Raw genomic sequence first — 23,112 nt, 5'->3', positions numbered from 1 at the left:
TCAGCCTCCCGTCCCGAGCCGCCACCCTTCGCGCAGCAGCACGCCCAGCGCGGTGGCGGGCACTGCCAACAGCACGGCTTCGGCGGCCAGCGTGGCGGCGCGGCGGGTGTCCAGCGGCGCGGCCTGGCGCCCGCGGCCATGCAGCGTGTAGACGCCGGGCTTGCGCAGGCGGATGTCGAGCGCCAGCGCCATGGCCGCCATGGGCCAGCCGCTGTTGGGCGATGGCGTGCGCCGTGCCTGCCGGGCGATAGACGCCCAGCGCACGCCGCGGGCGCACAGCTTCAGCAACCACGCCGTGATGCGGGCGGGCAGCCACGACAGGGCATCGTCCGCACGTGCGGCCCACTTGCCCGCCCACTGCCAGTAGCGCGCACCGCGCATGCCAGGGTAGCCCCACATGGCGTCCGCCGTATTGGCGAAGCGGTACAGCGCCGCGCCGGGCAGCCCCAGCAGCGCGAACCAGAACAGCGGCGCCACGACCGAATCGTTCAGGTTCTCGGCCAGCGACTCGATGGCCGACTCGCGCACCTCCACGGCACCCAGGCTCTGCACATCGCGGCTGACCAGGAAGGACAGGCGCTCGCGCCCCTGCGGCAGCGAGCGGCCCAGCGCCGCCTCGACCTGCAGCACCTCGTCGCGCAGCATGCGCCAGGCCAGCAGCGGCTTGAGCAGCAGCGCCGTCAACGGCACGGCCAGCAGCCAATGCAGCTGCCGCAGCCCCTGCTGCAGCCCCCAGGCCACGCCGACCACCAGCGCGGCCAGGGCAAGCCATGCCACGGCGCCGCGCGCAAAGGCCGCGTAGTCCGCCGTGCGGACCTGCGTGGGGGCCACCTGCGCGGCGCAGCCGTGCAGAGCCTTGCCCATCCAGACCACGGGGTGCAGGGCCGGCCGCGGCTCGCCCCACCACCAGTCGACGGCCAGGGCCAGCGCCGGCACCGCCATCCACGGCATGGCCAGCCACAGCGCGGCCAGCAGCGATCCGGCGGCGTCAACCATGGGCAGCATCCTCCGCCGCCGCACCGCCCTCCTCCAGCCAAGGCGCCGGCTGGCCCCAAGCGTTGTCGAACACCACGCTGGCCAGCGGCGCGCGGCGCGCCCAGCGCTCGCGCTGGAGCATGGGCTCCTCATAGAAGTCGTGGACCGGGCCGAGGCACAGCAGAGCCACCGGCTCCGCACCTTCCGGCATGCCCATCAACCGCGCGACAGCAGCCGGGTCGAACAGCGACACCCAGCCCATGCCCAGCCCCTCAGCCCGCGCCGCCAGCCACAGGTTCTGGATGGCGCAGGCCACCGAGGCCAGGTCCATGTGCGGCAGCGTGCGCCGGCCGAACACATGCGCCTCGCGCCCGTCGGCCAGGGCCACCACGATCAGCTCGGCCGCATCGCGCACGCCCTCGACCTTGAGCCGCAGGAAGTCCTCCCGCCGCTGGCCCAGCGCATGGGCCGTGCACTGGCGCTCGGCCTCCACGCAGCCGTGCAGCTGCTCCCGCAAGGCGCCATCGGTCACGCGGATGAAGCGCCACGGCTGCATGAAGCCCACGCTGGGCCCCAGGTGCGCGGCGCGCAGCAGGCGCTCCAGCACCGCGGGCGCCACCGTGCCACCTGCAAAATGCCGCATGTCGCGGCGCTCCCGGATGGCGCGGTAGACCGCGGCGCGCTCGGCCGGGCTGTAGGGCTGGCCCACGCCGGGACCTGTGGATTCTTCTTCAATACTCACGATGGGTTTCTCACCTGTCATGGCTTCCGCGGCACCCTGCGGCGCGGCCCTCGCAGTCGAGTGGCCGCGGAGCAGGCCATGCCAGCGGACGCCGTGGAACCGGCTCGGCCGGGCCACCGGCGGCGTCCCCCTGCCCGCCGCACAAAGTGCGGCGAGAGCGGGGGGAAGCGGCGCAGCCGCTCAGGGGGGTGTTCATCAGTCTTCTATTCCCCGCTGCGCCGGCACCCCCGCCTGGAAGGCATGCTTGACCAGCGCCATCTCGGTCACCGTGTCGGCCACGTCGATCACCTCCTGCGGGCAGCGGCGGCCGGTGAGCACCACGTGCACGTGCCGCGGGCGGTCGCGCAGCACGTCCAGCACCTCCTGCAGGGGCAGCCAGCCGTAGATCAGCGGGTAGGTGATCTCGTCGAGCACCACCAGGAAGAACTCGCCGCCCAGGATGGCCGCACGGGCGCGCTGCCAGCCTTCGCGCGCCAGTTCGGCGGAGTGGTCCAGGTCCCGGCTCTTCCACGTGAAGCCGTCGCCCAGGCCTTCGATGGGAATGCCCAGGTGCTCGAACATGCGGTGCTCGCCGAAGCGGGCCGTGGGCACCTTCATGAACTGGTAGATCTTGACCGGCTTGCCCCGGCCGTGCGCGCGCAGGGCCAGGCCGAAGGCGGCCGTGCTCTTGCCCTTGCCATTGCCGGTGTGCACCAGCACGATGCCGCGGCGCTCGCCGTCGGGCTTGTCGGAGCGGCGCTCCGCGGGTGGGGTCTCTATCTGCATAAAAGAAAAAGAAAAAGGGGCGTTGGTTCTGTGTTCACAAGAGCGTAGGCGATGCGCTGGCGGCGCGCGGCAGCGCGATCCATTGGCCGTCGATCTGGCGCACCTGCAGGCGGTGGTCGAACACCTGCTCCAGCGCCGCATGGGTGGCGGGGTCGGCGCAGGCGCCGTGGTGCACGACGCGGCCGGCGGCCAGCACCACCAGGTCGTCGGCCTGCAGCGCCATCGACATCTCATGGAGCACGCTGACCACGGTGGTGCCTTGCGCCACCAGGGCGCGCACGGTCTGCAGCCAGTCGGACTGGTGGGGCGGATCGAGGTTGGCGAGCGGCTCGTCCATCAGCAGCACCGCCGCCTGCACCGCCAGGGCGCGGGCCAGCAGCACGCGCTGGCGCTCGCCGCCGGACAGTTCCGCCAGCGGGCGGTGCCGCCCGTCCCACGCCTGGGTGGTGCGCAGCGCGGCCTCGACGGCGGCATGGTCGGCCGCGCTGGGCGGCGCCATCCAGCGCTGATGCGGCAGGCGCCCGAGCATGGCCACGTCGTAGGCCGTCAGGTCGTCGGCCGTGCCTTCGTTCTGGCCCAGCCAGGCCAGCTGCTGCGCCCGCTCGCGGGCCGGCAGCGCCTGCAACGGACGGCCGAAGAGCGCGACGTCGCCCTGCACGCGGGCTGCGGGCAGCACGCCCGCCAAGGCCTTCAGCAGCGTGGATTTGCCCGCCCCGTTGGGCCCGACGATGCCCGTCCAGCGCCCCCCTGGCAGCGCCAGGTCCACGCCCTGCAGTATCCAGCCATTTGGCACGCTAACGCCCAATCCACGGGCGCTTACAGCTATGTTTCTCATAGTGCACCACCCTGCGCCGTGCGGCGGTGCATGCGCCACAGCAGGTAGCTGCCGCCCAGCGCGGCGGTGAGCACGCCCACAGGCAGCTCCTGCGGCGCGAGCAGCCAGCGCGCCAGCAGGTCGGCCGCCAGCAGCAGCGTGGCGCCCATCAGGCTGGCCAGCAGCACGTGGCCGGCGTGGCGCAGCCGCACGATGGAGCGCACCAGGTGCGGCGCGGCCAGGCCCACGAAGGCGATGAGTCCGGTCTGCGCCACGGCGGTGCCGGTGGCCAGCGCCAGCGCAGCCACCAGGCCGACACGCATGGGCACCAGGCGCAGCCCCAGACTGGCAGCCGTGGCCTCGCCCAGCGCCAGGCCGTCCAGCACGCGCGACAGCGCCCAGGCCAGCGCCGCGCACACCACCCAGGCCGCGGCCATGAGCAGGCAGGCCACCCAGCCCACGAAGGCCGTGCTGCCCAGCGTGAACGACTGCATGGCCTGCAGGATGTCGGGCGAGGCCAGCTCCACCAGATCGCGCGCGGCGCCCAGCACCACGCCCACGATCACGCCGGCCAGCAGCAGCCGCAGCGTGTGCTGCACGCCGCGCGCCAGCACCAGCGTGAGCACCACGGCCCCGGCCGCGCCGATGAAGGCCATGCCGGTGATGCCCAGCCGCGCCAGCCACTGCGCAGCCGTGGGCGACAGGCCGAACCAGGCCATGGCCACCGCCCCGCCCAGTGCCGCACCGGAGGCGCTGCCCAGCAGATAGGGGTCGGCCAGCGGGTTGCGGAACAGGCCCTGCGCAATGGCGCCGGCCAGCCCCAGCAGCGCGCCCGCCAGCCAGGCGCCCAGCGAACGCGGCAGCCGGATGTCCCACACGATCTGCAGCGCCACCGGGTCTTCGCGCATGCGCAGCATGCTCTCGAAGCCCGTGCTGCCCACGCTGGCGCCCAGCAGCAGCATCCCGGCGCTGGCCAGCAGCAGGGCTACGGCCAGCCACAGGCCGCGGCGGCCGGCGGGCGCGGGCGCGGGCGCGGGCGCGGGCGCGGGCGCGGGTGCCGGGGCCACGGCAGCAGGTGCGGCGCTGGGAGCGGTGGGGCGCAGGCTCATGGCGCCTTGTCCGCCAGGCAGCGGGCCATCAGGCGCGCGGCCTCGGCCATGCGCGGCCCCGGGCGCACAACGATGTCGGACTCCTGCGGGCCGAACACGCACAGGCGCTGGTCGCGCACGGCGGGCAGTGCCTGCCAGCCCGGGTACATCACCATGGGCTGCATGCTGCGGTTGCCCACCATGAGCACGTCCGGACGGGCACGCACGACGAACTCGGGGTTGAGCCGCGGGAACGGCCCCAGTTCGGGCCCGACCACGTTGCGCGCGCCCAGGCGCGCCAGCGTCTCGCCGATGAAGGACGCCGTGCCGGCCGCGTACGGGCCGCGGCTCACCTCGAAATACACGCGCGCGCCGCGGGCCCGGGCCGGCAGCGATTGCGCAGCCGCCTGCACGCCGGCGTCGATCACGCGCCACAGCCGCTCGGCGCCCTCCTGCGGCGGCACGGCCAGCATCGCGCCCAGCGTGGTCAGCACCTGGCGCACGTCGGCATGGGTCTTGGGCTCGAGCGCGACGACCTTCACGCCGAGCGCCTCCAGCCGGTCGCTGGCGCGGGTGCTGGCGGACAGCAGCACCACATCGGGCCGCAGCGCGACGATGGCCTCGACATTCGGATCGATGCCACCGCCCATCTGCGGCAGCCGCTGCACCGCCGCCGGCCAGTTGGAATAGCGGTCCACGCCGACCAGGCGATGGCATTGGCCCAGCTCGCACACGCTCTCCGTCAGCGAGGGCAGCAGGCTGACGATGCGCTCGGGCGGGCGGTCGAAATGCACGCGGCGGCCGCGGCCATCGGTCACGTCGATCGCCTGCGCGGCGGCCGCACCGGCGGTGGCACAGGCCAGGGCGCACAGCACGCCGGCCATCCAGCGGCGCACCACGGCGGGAGAGCGGTTCATGGCGCCTCGTCCTTCAGCGTCAGCGGCAGGCCTGCTGCCACCAGCGTCACGCGCGCGCAGGCCGCGGCCGCGCGCTGGTTGAGCACGCCCAGCGCATCCACGAAGGCGCGCACCTCGCGGCCCATAGGAATCACGCCCAGGCCGATCTCGTTGCCCACCAGCACCACCGGGCCGGGCGCGGCCTGAACCGCTTCCAAAAAGAGAGCGCACTGCGCTTTCCAGTCAAGGGCTAGAGGCCTATTTGGCTTGGATTCGGATGATTCCATCGGCATGAGCCAGTTGGTGAGCCACAGCGTCAGGCAGTCCACCACGATCAGCGTGTCGGCGCGGCTGTGCCGGGCCAGGGCGGCGGCAAGGTCGCGCGGCTCCTCCAGCGTGGCCAGGCCGGGCACGCGTTCGGCGCGTTCGCGCTGGTGGCGCTCGATGCGCGCGCGCATCTCGTCGTCCCAGGGCTGGCCGGTGGCGACCAGCAGCGCCCGGTGCTGCGGCGAGGCCTGCAGCCACTGGCGTGCCAGCAGTTCGGCGCGGCGCGACTTGCCGCTCTTTTGCCCGCCCAGGATCAGCTCGCTACGGGCGATGGGGCGCAACGCATGGCTCATGCCCCGCCCTCCCCGCCCAGCAGCAGCGCCGTGGCCTGCGGGCTGGACGCGAACCACGCATGGAAATAGCTGGCATGCACGCTGCCGCGCCGGTACAGCGCCTCGCCCACGGCGGGCTCGGGCGCCTGGCCGGGGCGCGCCGTGCAGGTGCGCACCGGGGCTGCGCTGTCGCAGGTCGAATAGTGAAAAGTGTGCCCGCGCAGCACGTGGCCGCCCAGGTCCAGTTGCTGCGGCCCCAGCGCGGCCAGGCGGCGCTGCATGCGCACGTGGCCCGGCAGCAGGCCCCACAGGGGCTTGTGCTGGCCGTCGGCCAGCGTGATCGACTCCATCAGCGCCATCATGCCGCCGCACTCGGCCCACAGCGGCCGGCCTGCGGCCACATGGGCGTGCAGCGCATCGCGCATGCCGGTGTTGGCGGCCAGCGTGTCGGCATGCAGCTCGGGGTAGCCGCCGGGCAGCCACACGGCGTCGCAAGGGGGCAGCGCCGTATCGCGCAGCGGCGAAAAGCGCACCACCTCGGCCCCCAGCGCGGCCAGGGTGTCCAGGTTGGCCTGGTAGACGAAGCAGAAGGCCTCGTCCCCGCCCACGGCGACGCGGCGCCCCTGCAGCAGCCGCGGTTGCGCTGCGCCGGGCGGCTCGGTGGGCGCAGCAAAGTCTACGGACCAGCGCTGCCCCAGCGCAGCCAGGTCCATCTGGCCCAGCGGCGTGTTCAGCAGCGCATCGGCCGCGGCGTCCAGGCGCTCCAGGCTGTCGTGCAGCTCGTGGGCGGCCACCAGCCCCAGGTGGCGTTCGGGCAGCAGTGCGCCGGGGGAGCGCAGCGGGCCGGCCGCTGTGGCGGAACCCGCCTGCGGCACCACGCGGGGCAAGGCGCCCAGCCAGTCCTGCGCATCGCCCAGGCCACTGCGCAGCAGGTCGATGTGGCGCTCCGTGGCCACGCGGTTGGCCAGCACGCCCGCCCAGGGCAGGCCCGGCCGGTAGTGCTTGAGGCCGTGCACGATGGCGGCCAGTGTGCCCCCCATGGCGGAGGCATCGATCACCGCCAGCACGGGAATGCCAAAGCGCTGGGCCAGGTCGGCCACGCTGCGCTCGCCGTCGAACAGGCCCATCACCCCTTCGATCAGCACCAAGTCGGATGCCTGCGCTGCGGCATGCAGGCGGCGCGCGCAGTCGTCCTCGCCGGTCATCCACAGGTCGAGCTGGTGCACCGGCCGGCCGCTGGCCAGGGCGTGCCAGTGGGGGTCGAGGAAATCCGGCCCGCACTTGAACACCTGTACCCGCCGGCCCTGGCGCGCATGCAGGCGCGCCAGCGCGGCGGTGACCGTGGTCTTGCCCTGTCCGGAGGCTGGCGCCGCCACCACCAGGGCCGGGCAGCGGGCGCTGCCGGCGTGGGAGCCCGGCGCCATCACTGCGGCGCCCACGCCAGCCCCACGTAGAACGTGCGGCCGGGCGTGGCGTAGGTGTCAGCCAGCTGATAGGCCTTGTCTGCGAGGTTGTCTAGCCGGGCCTGCAGGCGCAGGTCACGGCCCAGCGTGCGGCTGGCCGACAGGTTGAGCACGGTGTAGCCGCCCAGGCGCCTGGTGTTGGCCGCGTTGTCGAAGCGGCGGCCGGTGGCCTGCGCTTCGGCGCCCAGCGTCCAGCCGGCCACGTCGGTGTCGGCGCCCAGCACGGCGTGGCGCTTGGCGCGGCGTGCCAGCAGCTTGCCGGTGGCCTCGTCACGCGGGTTCTGGAAGTCGACCGAGCCGCGCAGGCGCACCGCTGCGCCGAGGCGGTAGGCCCCGGCCAGCGTCACGCCCTCGTAGCGCGCCCGGCCCACGTTGGCGTAGCAGCCGCCGAAGGGCCCGTCATTACCCGCGCAGGCACCCGTGCCGCCCGTCCAGTTGATGAGATTGCGCACGCGGTTGCGGTAGGCCGTGGCCGAGAAGCTGTCGCCACCGCGCGCCCAGCGCAGGCCCAGCTCGGCATTGCGGCCCTCCTGCGGGCGCAGGCTGCCCTCGCCGTACATGCTGAAGCGCTGGTACAGCGTGGGCGCGCGGAAAGCGGTGCCCACGGACGCGGTGGCCCGCCACTGTGGCGCGAACTCGTATCCGTACCCGGCGCTGCCGGTGCTCTTGCCGCCGAACTCGCTGTCGCGGTCATGGCGGGCGTTGAGCTGAACGGTGTGAGCGCCATGGCGCAGGCCGTAGCCCAGGGCCAGGGCGTCCTGGTGGCGCTCGCGCTCGTTGCCTTCGATGCTGGTGTTGGTCAATTGGTCCTCGCGCCGCTCCAGCGACGCCGTCAGTTGCTGGCCCGCGCCCAGCGCCCACTGGTTCTGGAACAGGTAATTGCGCAGCACCGTCCGCGTGTCGTACACGGAGGGGCGCGTGCGGTAGTCGCTGCGGGATTCGCTGGCCGTCATCAAAGTACTGTAGCGCTCGCTCCAGCGTGCCTGCCAGTTCAGGCCCACCGCCTGCAGCCGGTTGCGGCTGCGGTCGTCGGCCGTGCGGCTGGTGCTGTCGTACCCACTATGCGTGTCGGCGTACAGCAGCGTAGCGTCCAGCCGCTGGCCGGGCGCCACCTGCCAACCCAGGCGGCCGCTGCCCGCCATGCGGCGATAGCCGTCCTTGTCGGGGTTGGCGGTGGCCGTGGTGCGCGAGTTGAAGCCCTCGCTGTCCACATGGCTCAGACCCAGCGCATAGTCCCATGCGCCCGCGCCGCCGCTGACGCCCGCCGAGGCGCGGTATGTGCTCTGGCTGCCGGCGCCTACGCTGGCGTAAGGGCGCACGCCCGCTTCCCCTTTGCGGGTGAACACCTGGATCACGCCCCCGATGGCGTCCGACCCGTACACCGCGCCGGCCGGGCCACGCAGGACCTCGATGCGGTCGATGGCATCCAGCGGCAGGGCCTCCCACGGCGCGCCGCCCGAGCCGCTCTGGGTATCGAGGCGGATGCCGTCCACATAGACCGCGGTGAACTCATTGTTGGCGCCGCGCAGGTACACGCTGGTCGTGGAGCCGGGTCCGCCGTTGCGCACCAGTTCGACGCCCGGCAGGCGGCCGAGCACATCTTCCAGCGCCGCCGCGCCGCTGCGGTCCAGCGCTTCGCGGTCGACCACCGAGACATCGGCGACCAGGTCGGACAGCGGCTGCGCCGTGCGGGTGGCGGTCACCACCGTGTCAGGCATCGAAGCCACATCGGAAGAAGGGATCTGGTCCGCGGCAAGGGCGGACAGGGAACACAGGCAGGCAGTGGCGAGGGCCACGGCGCGTGGGCGGGCACCGGGGGCCGCGCGCACGCTCGAGAGGGTCGAGAACATGGTGGTCATTGCGTGAAATACCCGCGCCGGCCTCCCCGCCGGCAATGGGCTGACAGGCCACGGCATCCATCGACGCCACGACCCCCTGGTGTTGGCCGGTATCCGGGCTGGCAGAACACCCTTTCGTCGCCTTCCCAGCGCCTGTTCACGGCACCAGTGGCTTGAGAAGAAAGAGAGGGCCCGAAGACCCGTCTGCTGACCGTTGCGGGGGCAGCGCAGGCACAGCGCAAACCCGTAGGGCGCGCCTCCCTGCTTCCCGTTGAACTGCGGCATGCGAACCATGCAGCGAGCACCAACGGCGCGATTCTAGGCGACGCTGAACAAGCCCCGCGATGCGGCGCGCTCTGCCGGGGACCGCTGCAAGGCGCAGACCCACCGCCCTAGCCGCAGCGATGGCGAAGATGTGCCACGCGGCAGACCGCCCGCAGCAGAGAAGCGCAGCGCGCGGCGGACCCGGCTCAGCGTCGCCTGGATGACCGTTCGGCGGACGAACCCTACAATCGCCCGCTGTATGGCCCCAACGTCTTCCATCGACCAGATCGCCGAGCGCGTCGAACGCCTGCTCCTGCGCCACGCCGAGTTGCAGCGTACCAATGCGCTGCTGTCGCAGCAGGTCACGGCACTCACCCAGGAGCGCGATTCCCTTAAGTCGCGGCTGCAGGCCGCCCGGGCCCGCGTGAACGCGCTGCTCGACCGTCTGCCCGTCTCGCCGGAAACGCCCGGCGCCAAGGAGGGCGAATGAAGCAGATCGAGGTTCAGATCATGCAGCAGAGCTATCTGCTGGCCTGCCCGGAGGGCCACGAGGAGCGGTTGCTCCAGGCCGTCGAGCGCGTGGATTCGGCCATGACGCGCATCCGCGACGCCGGCAAGGTGCGCGCCCGCGAGCGCATCGCCGTGCTGGCCGCGCTCAACCTGGCCTTCGACATCGCCGACCGGGAGCAGCAGCCCGCCTTGCAGCAGCCACAGCCGCCCGCACCACCCACCGGTGCGGCCCCGCCGCAGCCCGAAGACGACCAGCGCATGGCGTCGTTGCTCCAGCGCCTGGACGAGGCGCTGGGCGACGATGGCCGCCTTCTCTGACGGGTCTTCCCCCGGCGCGTCGACGCGCGCCGCAGGCGGGCCTACAATGGAGGCGTCTGCGGTGCTGCCGGGCTTTATATTTCCTTGAACCAATGCTCAACGAGCATGGGCCTGGTACATCGCCCGGTGAGCGTGATCATCTCGCGTCAGATGAACCCAACGCCTGGCTGCCCTCGCCCACCTGAACCCCCGGTTCAGGATGACGGCCCGGTGGCATTCGCAGACACCTCTTCCCCCTGAATCCGCCCCCACGCGCCCGTAGCGCGGCAGCGTATTCTTCATCACGCCGACGGCGTCGGTGACGGCGGCTCCCACGAGTACGCCTTGCGCTCTGCCAGCAGCGTGCGCAAAGCGCCCGCCGGCAGGCCCGGCGCACACAAGAAGCCCTGGAAATACTGGCACTCCATGTGCGCAAGCGCCACGCGCTGCGCCTCGGTCTCCACCCCTTCGGCGACCACTTCGATATGCAGGGCACGGCCCATGCTCGTGATCGCCGTCACGATGGCACGGTCCCCATCGTCCTCGGGGAGCCCGCGCACGAAGGACTGGTCGATCTTCAGCTTGTGGATGGTCAGCTTCTTCAGATACGCCAGGCTGGAATAGCCGGTACCGAAGTCGTCGATGGCCAGCCCCACCCCCAACGCCGAAAGGACCGACAGCCGCTGCTCGGTCTCCTGCCCGTCCTGCAGCAGGATGGTCTCGGTCAGTTCCAGTTCGAGCAGGCTGGCGGGCAGGCCGTGCCGGCTGAGCAGCTGGGTGAGGTGCTCCACGAAGCCGGGCTGGCGGAATTCGAGCGCCGACACGTTCACCGCGACCACCACCGGCGTTCCGGCCCGCAACCACGCCGCGGCCTCCTGGACGGCCTGCTCCATCACCCAAGCGCCCAGCGCCACGATGTAGCCGGACTCCTCCGCCAGCGGGATGAACTCTGCGGGAGACACCGCCCCCATCTCGGGATGGGTCCAGCGCAACAGCGCCTCGGCGCCCACGATGCGGCCGGACGCCATGGCGACCTGCGGCTGGTAGTGCACGGCCATCTGGCCGAGCCCCACCGCCTGCCGCATCGCATGTTCCATCTGCATGCGCGACAGCAGGTTGGCGTTCATCTTCGGCTGGTAGAAGCCATAGCTGCCCCGGCCTCGCTCCTTCACGCCGTACATGGCGGTGTCGGCCTGCTTGACCAGATCGTCCAGCGTCGCGCCGTCCTGCGGGTACAGCGACACGCCGATGCTGCACTGGATGGAAAACCCCATGCCATCCAGCGCGAACGGGCGCAGCATGTCGTCCAGGATGCGCTGCGCCACGGCGGCCGCAATGCTCTCGTCGCCCCCGTGGAGGTAGATGACGAATTCGTCGCCCCCCAGCCGGCACAGCAGGTCCGTCTGCCGCAGGCAGGCCTGGAGCCGCTGCGCTACCAGGCGCAGCACGCGGTCGCCGAACGGATGCCCCAGGGAATCGTTGATGTTCTTGAAGCGGTCGAGGTCCAGGAAGAGGATGGCGAAACCTGTTCCCCGCTCGCGGGCGGCCGCCTCGATCGCGGCATCGACGCGGCGGGCGAGCAGCACCCGGTTGGGCAGCCCCGTCAGCAGGTCGCTGTAGGCCAGCTCCTCGATCCGCTGCTGGGCTGCATGCTGCTCGGTCAGATCGCGCACGAAGCCGATGCTCTGCGCAACCTGTCCCCGCTCGTCCCGCACGGCCACCCAGGACAGATGCACCGCGCAATCCGGTCCGGTGCGGCGCGGCAGCAGCAGTTCGCCTTCCCAGAAGCCCTCCCGTTCCCAGGTGGCCACGACGCGCTGCATCAGCTCACGTGCTTCCGCGTGGCCGAAGAGGGCAGCCGCCGGCTTGCCCAGCAGCCCGCAGGGCGAATCCTCCACCAGCCGCTCGCAGCCGGGATTCATGCGGATGAGCGTGTGGTATTCGTCGGCGATGAAGATGGCGTCCAGGCTCGACTCGAACACCTGCGCAGCCAGCCTCAGGCTGGCCTGGGCCTCCGCCTGCCGGGTCACATCCCGGAAGGAATACACGCGCCCCGACGGCCGCCCGTGCAGCAATTGCGGTACGGAACGGCGTTCGACCGACGTGCCGTTGCGAAGCACGAAGACGTCGGTGGTCTCCAGCAGAGGTTCCCGGGCAATGGCCGCGAGCCGCTCCCGGTAGGGCAAGGGCTCTGCCACCTGCGACGCCATGAAAGCGTGGACGGCATCGTCGTCCCGCTGCCGCAGCAGGTCATCCGGCATGGCCCAGAGCAGCGCCAAGCGTTGGTTGAAGGCCCGCACGCGGCCCTGCATGTCGCACACCAGCATGCCGTCGGCCGCGGAATCAAGGGTTGCGCGCAGTTCCGCCAGCAGGGTCTCGAGTTCGCGCTCGGCCCCCTCTTCGCGCACCCGGCTGCGCATGGTCAGCACCAGCAGAGGGCCCTCCCTGCGCTGTACGGCGGCCACGCGGCGCTCCACCGGCACCAGACGGCCTTGCGCCGTGACGAGGCCCGACTCCGAATGGATGCCCGCCAGGATATCCGCGGGCGGCTGGCTCCAGAAAAACAGGTCCTCGGGCGTGGACGCCAACTGCTGGACCGGCGTACCGATCATGGCCGCGGCCGCTTGGTCCGCCAGGTCCGCCGCGGCCCGGTTGCAATACACGATGCGCAGCGTCTCAGGATGGACCAGCCACAAGGCCTGGTCCATGCCGTCGCAGATGGCGTGCCACTCCTCTTCGTTGAGAGGGAGGTCGGTCACGCGTCGCCCTCTCGCGGTACGGGATCGACGGCCCGCTCGAAGAAATAACAGATGCGCTTGCGCGGCGAGAGGTAGTCCAGGGCTTCGCGCGGCAGCTGCGCAGGCCGCAGGCTGCGGCGGATGCCCAGTTCGGGAACCGTTTCCAGATCCAGGATGCGGGCCTGGTCCACCGGCACCCGCGGGTCGTGCACGAGGACGCGGGGCCGCAGCGGCCGCGAGGAATTGACCGAAATGACCAAGGCATAGCGGTCATTCACCAATTGGACGACGGACCCGGGCGGGTACACGCCCATCATGCGGATGAAGGCGCCCAGCACCACGGCGTCAAACCGCGGCTTGTGCTGCGCGAAGATCACGGACAGCGCCTCGTGCGGCGTGAGCGGGTCGCCGCCGTGCAAGGGGTTGCACATCCGGTCGTAATGGTTGACGAGCGCCAGGATCTGCCCGGCCCGGACCATGTCCCGGCCTGCCAACTGCTGTGGGAAGCCCGATCCATCCATCATTTCATGGTGCTGCGCGATGGCCAGCAGCACGGGAGCGGGCCAGCCCATCTTGCGGGCGAGCACGACCGATTCCCCCACATGGCTCTCGTAGCGCCGGCGATCCGCCGGCATGAGCGGGGATTGCGGCTCGGCCAGGTGCAGAGGCAGGGACGCCTTGCCCAAATCGTGGAGCAGCGCGGCCACGCCGACATCCTGGAGCTCGGACCCTTCGATGCCCAGCGCGCGCCCGAGCAGCAGCGACAGGACCATGACGTTCACAGGGTGCAGGGCAGGCCGCATGCCCACGCCCTCGGACAGCAGCCGGATGGCGCAGTCTCCGTTCGACAGCAGTTCGCTGACGCATCCGGACACCAGCGCCTCCGTGCTGGCGCGCGACGGTCCGAGGTCCTCGCCCAGGGAATGGACGAGCTGCTGGTAGATACGCGTCGCCTCGGCAAAGCGCCAATCGCACCGCATGGCGGCGACATGGTCGGCCTGCGGCAGGCGCGGGGACCCGTCGCGGCCAGTTGCGCCCACTGACGCAGAGGTGGAGCGCGCTTCCGGGGACACGTCCACGCCGGCCTGGACGACCGTGCGGGTGGCAGGAGGCAGGGCTTCGTCCGGCACAGTTTCGGGATCGCTCTTAGACGGGATGTAGCGCACCTCGGAGAGCCCCAGCCCGCGCAGCGTCTGCAACTGCTCCGGGGTGGTGAGCTTGAAGCTGCTCATGGGAAACGGATGATTCATCCAGCCCATGTCTAGCTGGATGAACATGCCAATGCGCACCTGGCGAATGTCGATGAGGATGGGAGTGGTCACTTCGGAGGTACCGCAGTCGCTGTGCATGCAGAAAACTCGAGTGGATTATCTCCAGTTACCAGACTGTGAAACGCGCAACAAGATGCACAGTGTAGGGGAGCAGCGACCCGGGCAGGTCCTTGGTGGGCGGTTTTCGTCGCCCGACCCTCACGGCAGCCTTCCCAGGCTTGCGGAGGTCACAGACACCAGAACGCAGGCTCCCGGTGCACCACATCCATCCACAGTGCCCAACCGCCCATGGCCAGCAGCATGAGCCCGGCGAACCGGGTACCCCAGCCGTCCCGCAGCGCATTCAGGCGGAGGCGCAGCCTCTGCCAGGCCCACGGCCCGGCGATGAGCCAGACGCCACTGCCCAAGCCGAACAACGCCATGGTGAACGCCCCCTGAAGCGCCCCGCCGCTCAGCGCGGCCACCAGCAGTGCCGAGTAGAGCAAGCCGCAGGGCATCAGCGCCCAGGCGACTCCCGCGAACCAGGTGCCGCCCGGTGCAGACACCAAGGGCCGCACCCGATGCCATACGGCACGTCCGGCCTCATCGACCCATGCGGGCTGACGCGCCTGCACCAGCAACAGCAGGCCCCACGCCAGCACGGACGCGTGCAAGAGCGTCCAAGCGGGCCGCAGCGCCGCCGTGTGTTGGGTGAGCCAGGCCAGCCGCTCCATCGCCAGCGCGGCCACTCCGCCCGCGACGGCGTAGCCGACCAGCCGGCCCAGATGGAAAGCTGCCGTCCGCAGGAGCGTGCTCTCCGACACTCGCCCGGCCCAGCCAACCGGGCGGACGCCACCGACAGCAAACGCTTTGTCAGTGGCCTTGTCAGTGCCGGAAGCCGACGCAAGTGCGCCACAGGGAGCCGCGCACATGGCCAGGCAGTGCGGGCCTCCTGCCAGGCCCATGAGCAACGCCGTCCCTGCGATAGTGGCCCACATGGACGTCTTCAGATGATGCGTGAGAAACGGGCGCGGTTGCGGTCCACCTGCAAATGGCGGTCAAAAATCATCGCAACGCCGCGCACGAAGAACCATCCCATGGCAGTCACCGTGATGCCGTCCTTGCCGAGGGTCACCAGGCCCTGCGCCGCCATCTCTTCCAGCTGCTGCATCTCGGCGGCGAAATAGCTGCGGAAGTCGATCAGCCAGGACTGCTCCATGGGTTCGAACAAAAGCTCGCCCTGGCACATCAGCGCCATGATCACCGAACGCCGGACCAGATCGTCGCGGGTCAATGCCAGCCCCCGCACCACCGGCAGGCGCCCGTTGTTGATGAAGTCGTAGTACTCGTCCAGCGTCTTCGCGTTCTGGCTGTAGGTAGCTCCCACGCGCCCGATGGAGGACACGCCCAGGCCGATGAGATCGCAGTCCGGCTGCGTGCTGTAGCCCTGGAAATTGCGGTGCAGCCGCCCTTGCCGCTTGGCCACCGCCAGCGCGTCTTCCGGCAATGCGAAGTGGTCCATGCCCACGTAGACATATCCCGCGTCCAGGAAGGCATCCAGAGACTGCGAGAGCATCGACACCTTGGCCGAGGCCATGGGCAGTTCTGCAGAGACGATGCGGCGCTGGGGCTTGAAGCGTTCGGGCAGGTGGGCGTAGGCGTACAAGGCGATGCGGTCGGGCCGCAGTTCCACGACCTGCTTGAGGGTGCGGTCGAACGACTCCGGCGTCTGGCGCGGCAGGCCGTAGATCAGGTCGACGTTGACCGACTCGAAGCCCAGGCGGCGCGCGGCCGCCACGAGGCCGAACACCTGCTCGGCGGGCTGCACGCGGTGCACGGCCTTCTGCACTTCGGGGTCGAAGTCCTGCACACCGAAGCTCAGACGGTTGAAGCCCAGCTCGGCCAGGAGCGCCAGCCGCTCCTCGTTCACCGTGCGCGGGTCGACCTCGATCGAATACTCCCCGCCCGGCACCAGATTGAAGCTGCGCTTGATCATGGCCATCAGCTCGCGCAGCCCCGCATCGGACAGGAAAGTCGGACTGCCGCCTCCCAGGTGCAGCTGGCTCACGTACTGGCCGACGCCGCAGTGCGCCGTGTGCAGATCAATCTCCCGGCTCAGGTAGCGCAGGTAGACGTCGGCCCGCTCCGGGTGCTTGGTGATGATCTTGTTGCAGGCGCAGTAGTAGCACAGCGACTCGCAAAAAGGGATGTGCACATACAAGGACAGCGGCAGCGCCTTCGCCACCGAGCCCAGCCTGCGCTGCTGCAAGGCGAGGATGTACTCGTCCTGCCCGAACGCTTCGACAAAGCGGTCCGCGGTGGGGTAAGAGGTATAGCGGGGCCCTGGCACGTCGAAACGACGCAAAAGCTCGGGAGTAACAGCGGTCATGACAGAATTCCTTGCATCCTGATCCGACTGTGCCGCAGAGCACCAGGGCAGTCCTTGACATTAATCAAGAGTCTGTCCAAAGAGGGCTGCCACAATGCAGCATGACAGTAGCCCTCCGTGCTCCTGCAACATTTGAACCCCGCTACCTCTCCAGGTAAGCTCAGGACAGGAACAGGGCCCAGTGCATATGAATCTGCAAACCATCAAAGTTGCCTGCTCGAACTGCAATCTGCGCGAACTCTGCATGCCCATGGGGCTGAACGATCAGCAATTGCAACGCATCGACGAAATCGTCGCCACGCGCCGCAAGGTCAAGCGCGGTGCCACCCTGTTCCGCAACGGCGAGCCGTTCAGTTCGCTGTTTGCCATCCGCACCGGCTTCTTCAAGACCTGTGTGGCGACGGAAGACGGACGCGACCAGGTGACCGGCTTCCAGATGGCCGGCGAAATCATCGGCCTGGACGGCATCGTGAGCGACCATCACACCTGCGATGCGGTGGCACTGGAAGACGCCGAAGTGTGCGTCATGCCCTTTGACCGCCTGGAAGAGCTGTCCCGCGAAGTCACGGCGCTGCAGCACCATGTGCACAAGATCATGAGCCGCGAGATCGTGCGGGAGCACGGCGTGATGCTGCTGCTCGGCAGCATGCGTGCGGAAGAGCGTCTGGCGGCGTTCCTGCTCAACCTCGTACAGCGCCTGCATGCGCGTGGGTTCTCGCAGTCCGAACTGGTTCTGCGCATGACGCGGGAAGAGATCGGCAGCTACCTGGGCCTGAAGCTCGAAACCGTGAGCCGCACCTTCTCCAAGTTCGTCGAGGAAGGCGTGGTGGAGGTCAAGCAGCGGCACGTGCGCATCGTCGACACCGACGCGCTCAAGCGCATCGTCAACAGCCAGCAGTGCCACTGAAAACGCAGCGGCGGCAGGCGCGGCCCAGAGTCGCGCACGGATCAAAAAAAGGGGCCGCGGCCCCTTTTTTCGTTGGCGCGCTCAGGAGTACCTTGCGCAGTCGAGCGGGCGTTCGCCCTCCGGCACGGGGCAGCGGTTCATCTCGAAAGGGGACAGCGAGAGCAGCGTCGTCAGCGCGCCTGCGGCCATGATGATGAGCCAGAACACGAAGAACGCCACCGTGTAGACGCCCTCCCGGGACACCGCCAGCGGCTGATCGAACCAGTGCAGCGCTTGCGGGTCGACGAAAGCGAAAACGACCATCTCCAGCACGGCCGCCATCAGAAAGGCCGGCCAGGCAATCCACATCAGACGTTGTGTCCACATCGCAGGGCTCCTTGTCGTGTACTGAAGTCTGCACGATAGGTCATAGGCGAGGGGCGTCGTATAGAGGGATGCCCCAATGCGGTGTCGGTCAGGCGCCGACGGCAGGCCCAGTCAGCGGGGCTGGTCTTCCACCGGCGTGGCCGCATGGTTGCGGCCCTTGAGGGCAGGCGCCATGCTGGTATCGGACTGCTGGAGCGTCTTGTTGATGTCGATGCCGCGCTGGTAATAGTCCTCGGCCAGCACGGGGTCGGGCTGGCGCATTGCCAGCCAGAGCGTGAAGAAGCCTGCCACCACCACCACGGCCGGGCCGGCGATCACCATCCAGACATGGCCGTACTTCCACCAGGGCGTACCCGCAGCGGTCTTCATGGATTGAACTGACATAGCGAACTCCTTGAAAGCTTGTCTGTGATTTCACGGTCGGCGCCCGTCGCCGCTGCCTATCGGGGGACCAAAAACACCGATTTCTCGGCCACCTGGTCCTTGCGCTCCAGCGCCTGCACCTCGAAGTACACCGGGTGCGAACCGGGGTCGGCACTGCCGTACGGGATCTGCAGCCGCACCGAGACCCAGTGCGACTCGGCCGCATCGATCGCCACCTCCGCCTCCGACGCCACTTCCAGCCCCGGCAGGCCGCGCGCGGTGATGCGGTAGCGCTGCGGGCCTTCGGTGGCGTTCATGATCTGCAGCCGGTACACGTTCTCCAGCTTGCCTCCGGCCACGATGCGCGACAGCGCTGCCCGGTCGCGCACCACGTCCACCTTCAGCGGAGTGCGCGCCACCAGGCTGGCCAGCATCGCAATGCACAGCAGCACCAGTGCAGCGCTGTAGATCAACACCCGGGGGCGCAGCACCCGCCGCAGGATCTGAGACTGCGTCCAGCGGTTGGCCACCCCGTTCTGCGTGGAGAAGCGGATCAGCCCACGCGGGTACTTCATCTTGTCCATCACCGTGTTGCAGGCATCCACGCACAGCCCGCAGCCGATGCACTCGTACTGCAAGCCGTTGCGGATGTCGATGCCCACAGGGCAGACCTGCACGCACAGCGTGCAGTCGATGCAGTCGCCCAGGCCCTTGGCTTTGTAGTCGATGGTCTTGGTACGGGGGCCGCGGGGCTCTCCGCGTGCTTCGTCGTACGTCACGATAAGAGTGTCCGGGTCGAACATCGCGCTCTGGAAGCGCGCATACGGACACATGTATTTGCACACCTGCTCGCGCAGGAAGCCGGCGTTGCCGTAGGTGGCGAAGCCGTAGAACACCACCCAGAACAGCTGCCACGAGCCCTGCAGCGCCAGCACCTCCGCGCCCAGCTCGCGAATAGGCACGAAGTAGCCCACGAAGGTGAAGCCCGTCCATGCCGAAACGGCAATCCACAGGAACTGCTTGAGGCTCTTCTTGCCGACCTTCTGCACGGTCCAGGGTCCCTGGTCCAGGCGCAGGCGCGCACTGCGATCGCCCTCCACCTTGTGCTCGATCCACATGAAGATCTCGGTGTAGACCGTTTGCGGGCAGGCAAAGCCGCACCACAGGCGCCCTGCCACGGCGGTGAACAGGAACAGCGCCAGGGCCGAGATGATGAGCAGGCCCGTCAGGTAGATGAAATCCTGCGGATAGAGGACCAGCCCGAAGATATAGAAGCGCCGCGCGCCCAGGTCGAACAGCACCATCTGGCGCTGTCCCCATTCCAGCCATGGCAGCCCGTAGAAGACCAGTTGCGTCAGAAACACCATAACCCACCGCCACCGCGCGAACAAACCGCTGATGGATCGTGGGTAGATCTTCTTCTGCGCCTCGTACAGCGAGACGACTTCTGCCTGGGTTCCCTGCGAGGGCGCCGGGGCGGGGGCTATCGGGATCACCTTGCGGGGGCTTCCCTCGGGGGGCTTCATGGTGGGACCTGTGGGCATTTACTAGTTGTGGGGAACCATGCGCGCGAGGCGCGATGGCCGGGGTGCCCCGTAGAGCCCCCGGCCCGTGCGGTCAGCGCGTGGCGACCGCCTTGTTGGACAAGCCCCAGACGTAGGCCGTCAGCACGCTGATCTGCGCGTCGGTCAGCTTGCCGGCCTGGGCCGGCATCTGGTTCGTCTTGCCGTTGTTGATCATGGCGGTGATCGCGGCTTCGCCCCAGCCGTGCAGCCAGACGTCGTCCGTCAGGTTAGGGGCGCCCAGGGCGGTGTTGCCCTTGCCATCCATGCCGTGGCAGGCGGCGCACGCCGTGAACTTGGACTTGCCGAGCGACGCCCGCAGGGAGTCGTGCGGGCTGCCGGACAGGCTGAGCACGTAGTGGGACAGATTGCGCACGTCTTCGGGCGAACCGACTGCCGCAGCCATGGGCGGCATCACGCCGGTGCGGCCGTCGTGGATGGTCTGGCGGATCTGCTCGGGAGCGCCGCCGTGCAGCCAGTCCGCGTCGGACAGGTTCGGAAAGCCCTTGCTGCCGCGCGCATCGGAACCGTGGCACTGAGCGCAGTTGTTCATGAACAGGCGGTCACCGATGGCCATGGCCTGCGGATCGCCTGCGATCTCCTCGGGCTTCATGGTGGAGAAGCGTGCATACAGAGGCTCGAGCTCGGCGTTGGCCTTGGCGACCTCCGCCTTGTACTCGGACAACTGCGACCAGCCCAGCTTGCCGGCAAAGGTGCCCAGCCCCGGATAGGCCGCTAGGTAGCCGAGGCCGAACACGATGGTGATGACGAACAGCCACATCCACCAGCGCGGCATGGGGTTGTTCATTTCCGTCAGGTCCTCGTCCCAGACGTGGCCCGTCGTGTTGTCTCCCGTGGGGGCTTCCGTGTTGCGGGCGGTCAGCCACAGCAAGAGCGCACAGCCGAAGATCCCGGCCAGGGTGATTCCGGCCACAAAGAGGGACCAGAAATTACTGGTGAAGTCACTCATGGGTTGTTCTCATTTCTTGTGGAGTTCAGTCTTGGACGAAGGGCAGTTGTTCTGCCTCGTCGAAGCGGTCCTGGTTGCGGCGCATGAAGGCCCACACCCAGATTCCGATGAAACACGCCATCGATGCCAGCGTGACGACGATTCGCATGGTGGTGATATCCATGGCGACTCCTTTACTTGAGCGCGCGGCCCATGACCTGCAGGTACGCGACGAGTGCGTCCATTTCGGTCTTGCCCTTGACTTCCTCGGCGGCGGCGTTGATTTCCTCGTCGGTGTACGGAACACCCACCACGCGCAGCGCCTTCATGCGCGGTGCGACCACCGCTGGATCCACGGGCGACTTCTCCAGCCAGGGATAGGCTGGCATGTTGGACTCTGGCACCACGTCGCGCGGATTGTTTAGGTGGATGCGATGCCATTCGTCGCTGTACTTGCCACCCACACGGTGCAGGTCGGGACCGGTGCGCTTGCTGCCCCACTGGAACGGGTGGTCGTAGACGAACTCACCCGCCACGGAGTAGTGGCCGTAGCGCAGCGTTTCGGCCCGGAAGGGGCGGATCATCTGCGAGTGGCAGTTGTAGCAACCCTCGCGCAGGTAGATGTCGCGGCCCACCAGTTGCGTGGCGGTGTAGGGCTTGATGCCTTGCACCGGTTCCGTGGTCGACTTCTGGAAGAACAGCGGAACGATCTCGACCAGGCCCCCGAAGGCCACCACCACCAGGATCAGGACGATCATGAGGAAGTTGTTGGTCTCGATCTTCTCGTGGGAGAAGCCGGTCGATGCTTTTTTATGCGTGTTGGACATGAATCTAGCTCCTCGCGGCTCAGGCGTGTGCTGCGTTGACGGCGGGAATGGCCACCTTGACGGAGCGGCCCGAGATCGCGGTCATCCAGACGTTCCAGCCCATGATCACCATGCCGCCCAGGTACAGCAGGCCGCCCAGGAAGCGGATCACGTAGAACGGATAGGTCGCCTTGACGCTCTCGACGAAGGTGTAGGTGAGCGTGCCGTCGGCGTTCACTGCGCGCCACATCAGGCCCTGCATCACGCCGGCGATCCACATGGCGGCGATGTACAGCACGATGCCGATCGTGGCCATCCAGAAGTGCAGCTCGATCGCCTTGATGGAGTGCATCTTTTCCTTGCCGAAGAGGCGCGGCACCAGGAAGTACAGGGAGCCCATGGAGATCAGGCCCACCCAGCCCAGGGCGCCGGCGTGCACGTGGCCCACGGTCCAGTCGGTGTAGTGCGACAGCGCGTTGACGGTCTTGATGGACATCATCGGACCTTCGAACGTGGCCATACCGTAGAACGACAGCGACACGATCAGGAAGCGCAGGATGGGGTCGTCACGCAGCTTGTGCCACGCGCCCGACAGGGTCATGATGCCGTTGATCATGCCGCCCCAGCTGGGTGCCAGCAGGATGAGCGAGAACACCATGCCCACGGACTGCGTCCAGTCGGGCAGCGCGGTGTAGTGCAGGTGGTGGGGACCCGCCCACATGTACGTGAAGATCAGAGCCCAGAAGTGCACGATGGACAGGCGGTAGCTGTACACCGGGCGGCCGGCCTGCTTGGGGATGAAGTAGTACATCATGCCCAGGAAGCCCGCGGTCAGGAAGAAGCCCACGGCGTTATGGCCGTACCACCACTGGACCATGGCGTCCTGTACGCCAGCGTAGGCCGAGTAGCTCTTCATCCAGCCCGCCGGCACTTCGGCGCTGTTCACCACGTGCAGGATGGCGACGGCCAGGATGAACCCGCCGAAGAACCAGTTGGCCACGTAGATGTGCTTGACCTTGCGGGTGCCGATGGTGCCGAAGAAGACGATGGCATACGAGACCCAGACCAGCGTGATCAGGATGTCGATGGGCCACTCGAGTTCGGCGTATTCCTTGCCCGTGGTGAATCCCAGGGGCAGCGAGATGGCGGCCGAGATGATGACCAGCAGCCACCCCCAGAACGTGAAGGAAGCCAGAGGTGCGCAGAACAGCCGCACCTGGCTGGTACGCTGGACGACGTAGTAGCTGGTGGCGAACAGGGCGCAGCCGCCGAAGCCGAAGATCACCGCGTTGGTGTGCAGCGGCCGGAGCCGTCCATAGCTGAGCCATGGAATGCCGAAGTTGAGCTCAGGCCAGGCCAGCTGGGCGGCGATGAAAACGCCCACCAGCATGCCGACCACCCCCCACACGACGGCCATGATAGAAAACTGGCGAACAACGGTGTCGTTGTAATGCGCAGCATTTGTTGTTGAAGAATCCATCGGGCACCTCTTTTATTGCAGCGAAAGTTTCAATCAGGCACAAATTCAGGG

23 protein-coding genes, 1 other RNA gene and 1 riboswitch are annotated in these 23,112 nt (G+C 68.8%); of the genes, 4 read left to right on the top strand and 20 right to left on the bottom strand.

Features of this window, described 5'->3' with window-relative positions:
* The 9 genes from cbiB to QE399_RS12935 form a co-directional block, all read right to left on the bottom strand.
* On the bottom strand, nt 1-996 hold the full coding sequence (gene cbiB / locus QE399_RS12975; RefSeq protein ID WP_309829198.1) for an adenosylcobinamide-phosphate synthase CbiB: 996 nt from the start codon (nt 994-996) through the stop codon (nt 1-3).
* Nucleotides 989-1,738: a 5,6-dimethylbenzimidazole synthase gene (bluB, locus tag QE399_RS12970; protein WP_405043646.1), complete on the bottom strand. Its 750-nt coding sequence runs from the start codon at nt 1,736-1,738 to the stop codon at nt 989-991. Before bluB ends, cbiB begins: the two co-directional genes overlap by 8 nt.
* Before the next feature lie 174 nt (nt 1,739-1,912).
* A complete protein-coding gene (gene cobO / locus QE399_RS12965; protein WP_309829197.1) occupies nt 1,913-2,482 on the bottom strand; it encodes a cob(I)yrinic acid a,c-diamide adenosyltransferase in 570 nt (189 codons plus the stop codon).
* A 34-nt stretch (nt 2,483-2,516) separates the two neighbouring features.
* Nucleotides 2,517-3,317, bottom strand: coding sequence for an ABC transporter ATP-binding protein (locus QE399_RS12960; RefSeq protein ID WP_309829196.1), 801 nt, complete (start codon nt 3,315-3,317; stop codon nt 2,517-2,519).
* Nucleotides 3,314-4,405 (bottom strand): FecCD family ABC transporter permease, encoded by a 1,092-nt coding sequence (locus QE399_RS12955; protein WP_309829195.1) that lies wholly within the window; start codon nt 4,403-4,405, stop codon nt 3,314-3,316. The genes QE399_RS12960 and QE399_RS12955 overlap by 4 nt, the downstream gene beginning before the upstream one ends.
* Complete coding sequence (locus QE399_RS12950) at nt 4,402-5,301, bottom strand: ABC transporter substrate-binding protein (protein ID WP_405043644.1); 900 nt, start codon at nt 5,299-5,301, stop codon at nt 4,402-4,404. Before QE399_RS12950 ends, QE399_RS12955 begins: the two co-directional genes overlap by 4 nt.
* Nucleotides 5,298-5,900, bottom strand: a complete 603-nt coding sequence (locus QE399_RS12945; RefSeq protein ID WP_309829194.1) for a bifunctional adenosylcobinamide kinase/adenosylcobinamide-phosphate guanylyltransferase — start codon at nt 5,898-5,900, stop codon at nt 5,298-5,300. Before QE399_RS12945 ends, QE399_RS12950 begins: the two co-directional genes overlap by 4 nt.
* Nucleotides 5,897-7,303: a cobyrinic acid a,c-diamide synthase CobB gene (locus QE399_RS12940; RefSeq protein ID WP_309829193.1), complete on the bottom strand. Its 1,407-nt coding sequence runs from the start codon at nt 7,301-7,303 to the stop codon at nt 5,897-5,899. The genes QE399_RS12945 and QE399_RS12940 overlap by 4 nt, the downstream gene beginning before the upstream one ends.
* Nucleotides 7,303-9,201 carry a TonB-dependent receptor domain-containing protein gene (locus tag QE399_RS12935; RefSeq protein ID WP_405043642.1) on the bottom strand — a complete coding sequence of 633 codons (1,899 nt, stop codon included), beginning with the start codon at nt 9,199-9,201 and terminating at the stop codon, nt 7,303-7,305. Before QE399_RS12935 ends, QE399_RS12940 begins: the two co-directional genes overlap by 1 nt.
* A gap of 67 nt (nt 9,202-9,268) precedes the next feature.
* Nucleotides 9,269-9,504, bottom strand: a riboswitch (cobalamin riboswitch).
* Nucleotides 9,505-9,703: 199 nt separating this feature from the next.
* On the opposite strand from QE399_RS12935, the gene QE399_RS12930 reads away from it, so the two are divergent.
* The 3 genes from QE399_RS12930 to ssrS all read left to right on the top strand — a co-directional run bounded on the left by QE399_RS12930 (nt 9,704) and on the right by ssrS (nt 10,502).
* On the top strand, nt 9,704-9,934 hold the full coding sequence (locus QE399_RS12930) for a DUF904 domain-containing protein (RefSeq protein ID WP_309829192.1): 231 nt from the start codon (nt 9,704-9,706) through the stop codon (nt 9,932-9,934).
* On the top strand, nt 9,931-10,272 hold the full coding sequence (locus QE399_RS12925; protein WP_309829191.1) for a cell division protein ZapA: 342 nt from the start codon (nt 9,931-9,933) through the stop codon (nt 10,270-10,272). Before QE399_RS12930 ends, QE399_RS12925 begins: the two co-directional genes overlap by 4 nt.
* Before the next feature lie 50 nt (nt 10,273-10,322).
* Nucleotides 10,323-10,502, top strand: a non-coding RNA gene (gene ssrS, locus QE399_RS20815) — 6S RNA.
* 51 nt (nt 10,503-10,553) lie between these two features.
* Here the strand turns inward: ssrS and QE399_RS12920 are convergent.
* The 4 genes from QE399_RS12920 to hemN all read right to left on the bottom strand — a co-directional run bounded on the left by QE399_RS12920 (nt 10,554) and on the right by hemN (nt 16,628).
* Entirely contained in the window at nt 10,554-12,959 is a 2,406-nt protein-coding gene (locus tag QE399_RS12920) for a putative bifunctional diguanylate cyclase/phosphodiesterase (RefSeq protein ID WP_309832085.1), read from the bottom strand.
* 47 nt (nt 12,960-13,006) lie between these two features.
* Complete coding sequence (locus QE399_RS12915) at nt 13,007-14,311, bottom strand: cyclic di-GMP phosphodiesterase (protein WP_309829190.1); 1,305 nt, start codon at nt 14,309-14,311, stop codon at nt 13,007-13,009.
* A 176-nt stretch (nt 14,312-14,487) separates the two neighbouring features.
* Nucleotides 14,488-15,237 (bottom strand): sulfite exporter TauE/SafE family protein, encoded by a 750-nt coding sequence (locus QE399_RS12910; RefSeq protein ID WP_309829189.1) that lies wholly within the window; start codon nt 15,235-15,237, stop codon nt 14,488-14,490.
* 8 nt (nt 15,238-15,245) lie between these two features.
* Nucleotides 15,246-16,628, bottom strand: a complete 1,383-nt coding sequence (hemN, locus tag QE399_RS12905) for an oxygen-independent coproporphyrinogen III oxidase (protein WP_309829188.1) — start codon at nt 16,626-16,628, stop codon at nt 15,246-15,248.
* A gap of 187 nt (nt 16,629-16,815) precedes the next feature.
* Between hemN and fnr the strand changes: the two genes are divergently transcribed.
* Nucleotides 16,816-17,535: a fumarate/nitrate reduction transcriptional regulator Fnr gene (fnr, locus tag QE399_RS12900; RefSeq protein ID WP_309829187.1), complete on the top strand. Its 720-nt coding sequence runs from the start codon at nt 16,816-16,818 to the stop codon at nt 17,533-17,535.
* A gap of 81 nt (nt 17,536-17,616) precedes the next feature.
* Here the strand turns inward: fnr and QE399_RS12895 are convergent, their stop codons facing one another.
* The 7 genes from QE399_RS12895 to ccoN form a co-directional block, all read right to left on the bottom strand.
* Nucleotides 17,617-17,901 carry a hypothetical protein gene (locus QE399_RS12895; RefSeq protein ID WP_309829186.1) on the bottom strand — a complete coding sequence of 95 codons (285 nt, stop codon included), beginning with the start codon at nt 17,899-17,901 and terminating at the stop codon, nt 17,617-17,619.
* Between the two features lie 111 nt (nt 17,902-18,012).
* Complete coding sequence (locus QE399_RS12890; protein ID WP_309829185.1) at nt 18,013-18,285, bottom strand: FixH family protein; 273 nt, start codon at nt 18,283-18,285, stop codon at nt 18,013-18,015.
* Nucleotides 18,286-18,341: 56 nt separating this feature from the next.
* Nucleotides 18,342-19,790, bottom strand: coding sequence for a cytochrome c oxidase accessory protein CcoG (ccoG, locus tag QE399_RS12885; RefSeq protein WP_309829184.1), 1,449 nt, complete (start codon nt 19,788-19,790; stop codon nt 18,342-18,344).
* A gap of 91 nt (nt 19,791-19,881) precedes the next feature.
* Nucleotides 19,882-20,796 (bottom strand): cytochrome-c oxidase, cbb3-type subunit III, encoded by a 915-nt coding sequence (ccoP, locus tag QE399_RS12880; protein WP_309829183.1) that lies wholly within the window; start codon nt 20,794-20,796, stop codon nt 19,882-19,884.
* A 25-nt stretch (nt 20,797-20,821) separates the two neighbouring features.
* Nucleotides 20,822-20,959 carry a cbb3-type cytochrome oxidase subunit 3 gene (locus QE399_RS12875; RefSeq protein WP_309829182.1) on the bottom strand — a complete coding sequence of 46 codons (138 nt, stop codon included), beginning with the start codon at nt 20,957-20,959 and terminating at the stop codon, nt 20,822-20,824.
* Between the two features lie 10 nt (nt 20,960-20,969).
* A complete protein-coding gene (gene ccoO, locus QE399_RS12870; protein WP_309829181.1) occupies nt 20,970-21,602 on the bottom strand; it encodes a cytochrome-c oxidase, cbb3-type subunit II in 633 nt (210 codons plus the stop codon).
* 19 nt (nt 21,603-21,621) lie between these two features.
* The gene (gene ccoN, locus QE399_RS12865; RefSeq protein WP_309829180.1) at nt 21,622-23,061 is read right to left on the bottom strand and encodes a cytochrome-c oxidase, cbb3-type subunit I; all 1,440 of its coding nucleotides are present in this window, start codon (nt 23,059-23,061) and stop codon (nt 21,622-21,624) included.
* Nucleotides 23,062-23,112 lie beyond the last annotated feature (51 nt).

It is taken from the genome of Paracidovorax wautersii (genome assembly GCF_031453675.1).
GTDB lineage: Bacteria > Pseudomonadota > Gammaproteobacteria > Burkholderiales > Burkholderiaceae_C > Paracidovorax.
The sequence above is the reverse complement of the archived record's forward strand: the minus strand, read 5'-3'. Positions and strand labels throughout refer to the sequence as shown.

What these genes read in the sequence shown, in the direction of transcription:
- cbiB (WP_309829198.1), bottom strand. Translation starts at nt 996, where the DNA reads ATGGTTGACGCCGCCGGATCGCTGCTGGCCGCGCTGTGGCTGGCCATG.
- bluB (WP_405043646.1), bottom strand. Translation starts at nt 1,738, where the DNA reads ATGACAGGTGAGAAACCCATCGTGAGTATTGAAGAAGAATCCACAGGT.
- cobO (WP_309829197.1), bottom strand. Translation starts at nt 2,482, where the DNA reads ATGCAGATAGAGACCCCACCCGCGGAGCGCCGCTCCGACAAGCCCGAC.
- QE399_RS12960 (WP_309829196.1), bottom strand. Translation starts at nt 3,317, where the DNA reads ATGAGAAACATAGCTGTAAGCGCCCGTGGATTGGGCGTTAGCGTGCCA.
- QE399_RS12955 (WP_309829195.1), bottom strand. Translation starts at nt 4,405, where the DNA reads ATGAGCCTGCGCCCCACCGCTCCCAGCGCCGCACCTGCTGCCGTGGCC.
- QE399_RS12950 (WP_405043644.1), bottom strand. Translation starts at nt 5,301, where the DNA reads ATGAACCGCTCTCCCGCCGTGGTGCGCCGCTGGATGGCCGGCGTGCTG.
- QE399_RS12945 (WP_309829194.1), bottom strand. Translation starts at nt 5,900, where the DNA reads ATGAGCCATGCGTTGCGCCCCATCGCCCGTAGCGAGCTGATCCTGGGC.
- QE399_RS12940 (WP_309829193.1), bottom strand. Translation starts at nt 7,303, where the DNA reads ATGGCGCCGGGCTCCCACGCCGGCAGCGCCCGCTGCCCGGCCCTGGTG.
- QE399_RS12935 (WP_405043642.1), bottom strand. Translation starts at nt 9,201, where the DNA reads ATGACCACCATGTTCTCGACCCTCTCGAGCGTGCGCGCGGCCCCCGGT.
- QE399_RS12930 (WP_309829192.1), top strand. Translation starts at nt 9,704, where the DNA reads ATGGCCCCAACGTCTTCCATCGACCAGATCGCCGAGCGCGTCGAACGC.
- QE399_RS12925 (WP_309829191.1), top strand. Translation starts at nt 9,931, where the DNA reads ATGAAGCAGATCGAGGTTCAGATCATGCAGCAGAGCTATCTGCTGGCC.
- QE399_RS12920 (WP_309832085.1), bottom strand. Translation starts at nt 12,959, where the DNA reads ATGGACCAGGCCTTGTGGCTGGTCCATCCTGAGACGCTGCGCATCGTG.
- QE399_RS12910 (WP_309829189.1), bottom strand. Translation starts at nt 15,237, where the DNA reads ATGTGGGCCACTATCGCAGGGACGGCGTTGCTCATGGGCCTGGCAGGA.
- hemN (WP_309829188.1), bottom strand. Translation starts at nt 16,628, where the DNA reads ATGACCGCTGTTACTCCCGAGCTTTTGCGTCGTTTCGACGTGCCAGGG.
- fnr (WP_309829187.1), top strand. Translation starts at nt 16,816, where the DNA reads ATGAATCTGCAAACCATCAAAGTTGCCTGCTCGAACTGCAATCTGCGC.
- QE399_RS12895 (WP_309829186.1), bottom strand. Translation starts at nt 17,901, where the DNA reads ATGTGGACACAACGTCTGATGTGGATTGCCTGGCCGGCCTTTCTGATG.
- QE399_RS12890 (WP_309829185.1), bottom strand. Translation starts at nt 18,285, where the DNA reads ATGTCAGTTCAATCCATGAAGACCGCTGCGGGTACGCCCTGGTGGAAG.
- ccoG (WP_309829184.1), bottom strand. Translation starts at nt 19,790, where the DNA reads ATGAAGCCCCCCGAGGGAAGCCCCCGCAAGGTGATCCCGATAGCCCCC.
- ccoP (WP_309829183.1), bottom strand. Translation starts at nt 20,796, where the DNA reads ATGAGTGACTTCACCAGTAATTTCTGGTCCCTCTTTGTGGCCGGAATC.
- QE399_RS12875 (WP_309829182.1), bottom strand. Translation starts at nt 20,959, where the DNA reads ATGGATATCACCACCATGCGAATCGTCGTCACGCTGGCATCGATGGCG.
- ccoO (WP_309829181.1), bottom strand. Translation starts at nt 21,602, where the DNA reads ATGTCCAACACGCATAAAAAAGCATCGACCGGCTTCTCCCACGAGAAG.
- ccoN (WP_309829180.1), bottom strand. Translation starts at nt 23,061, where the DNA reads ATGGATTCTTCAACAACAAATGCTGCGCATTACAACGACACCGTTGTT.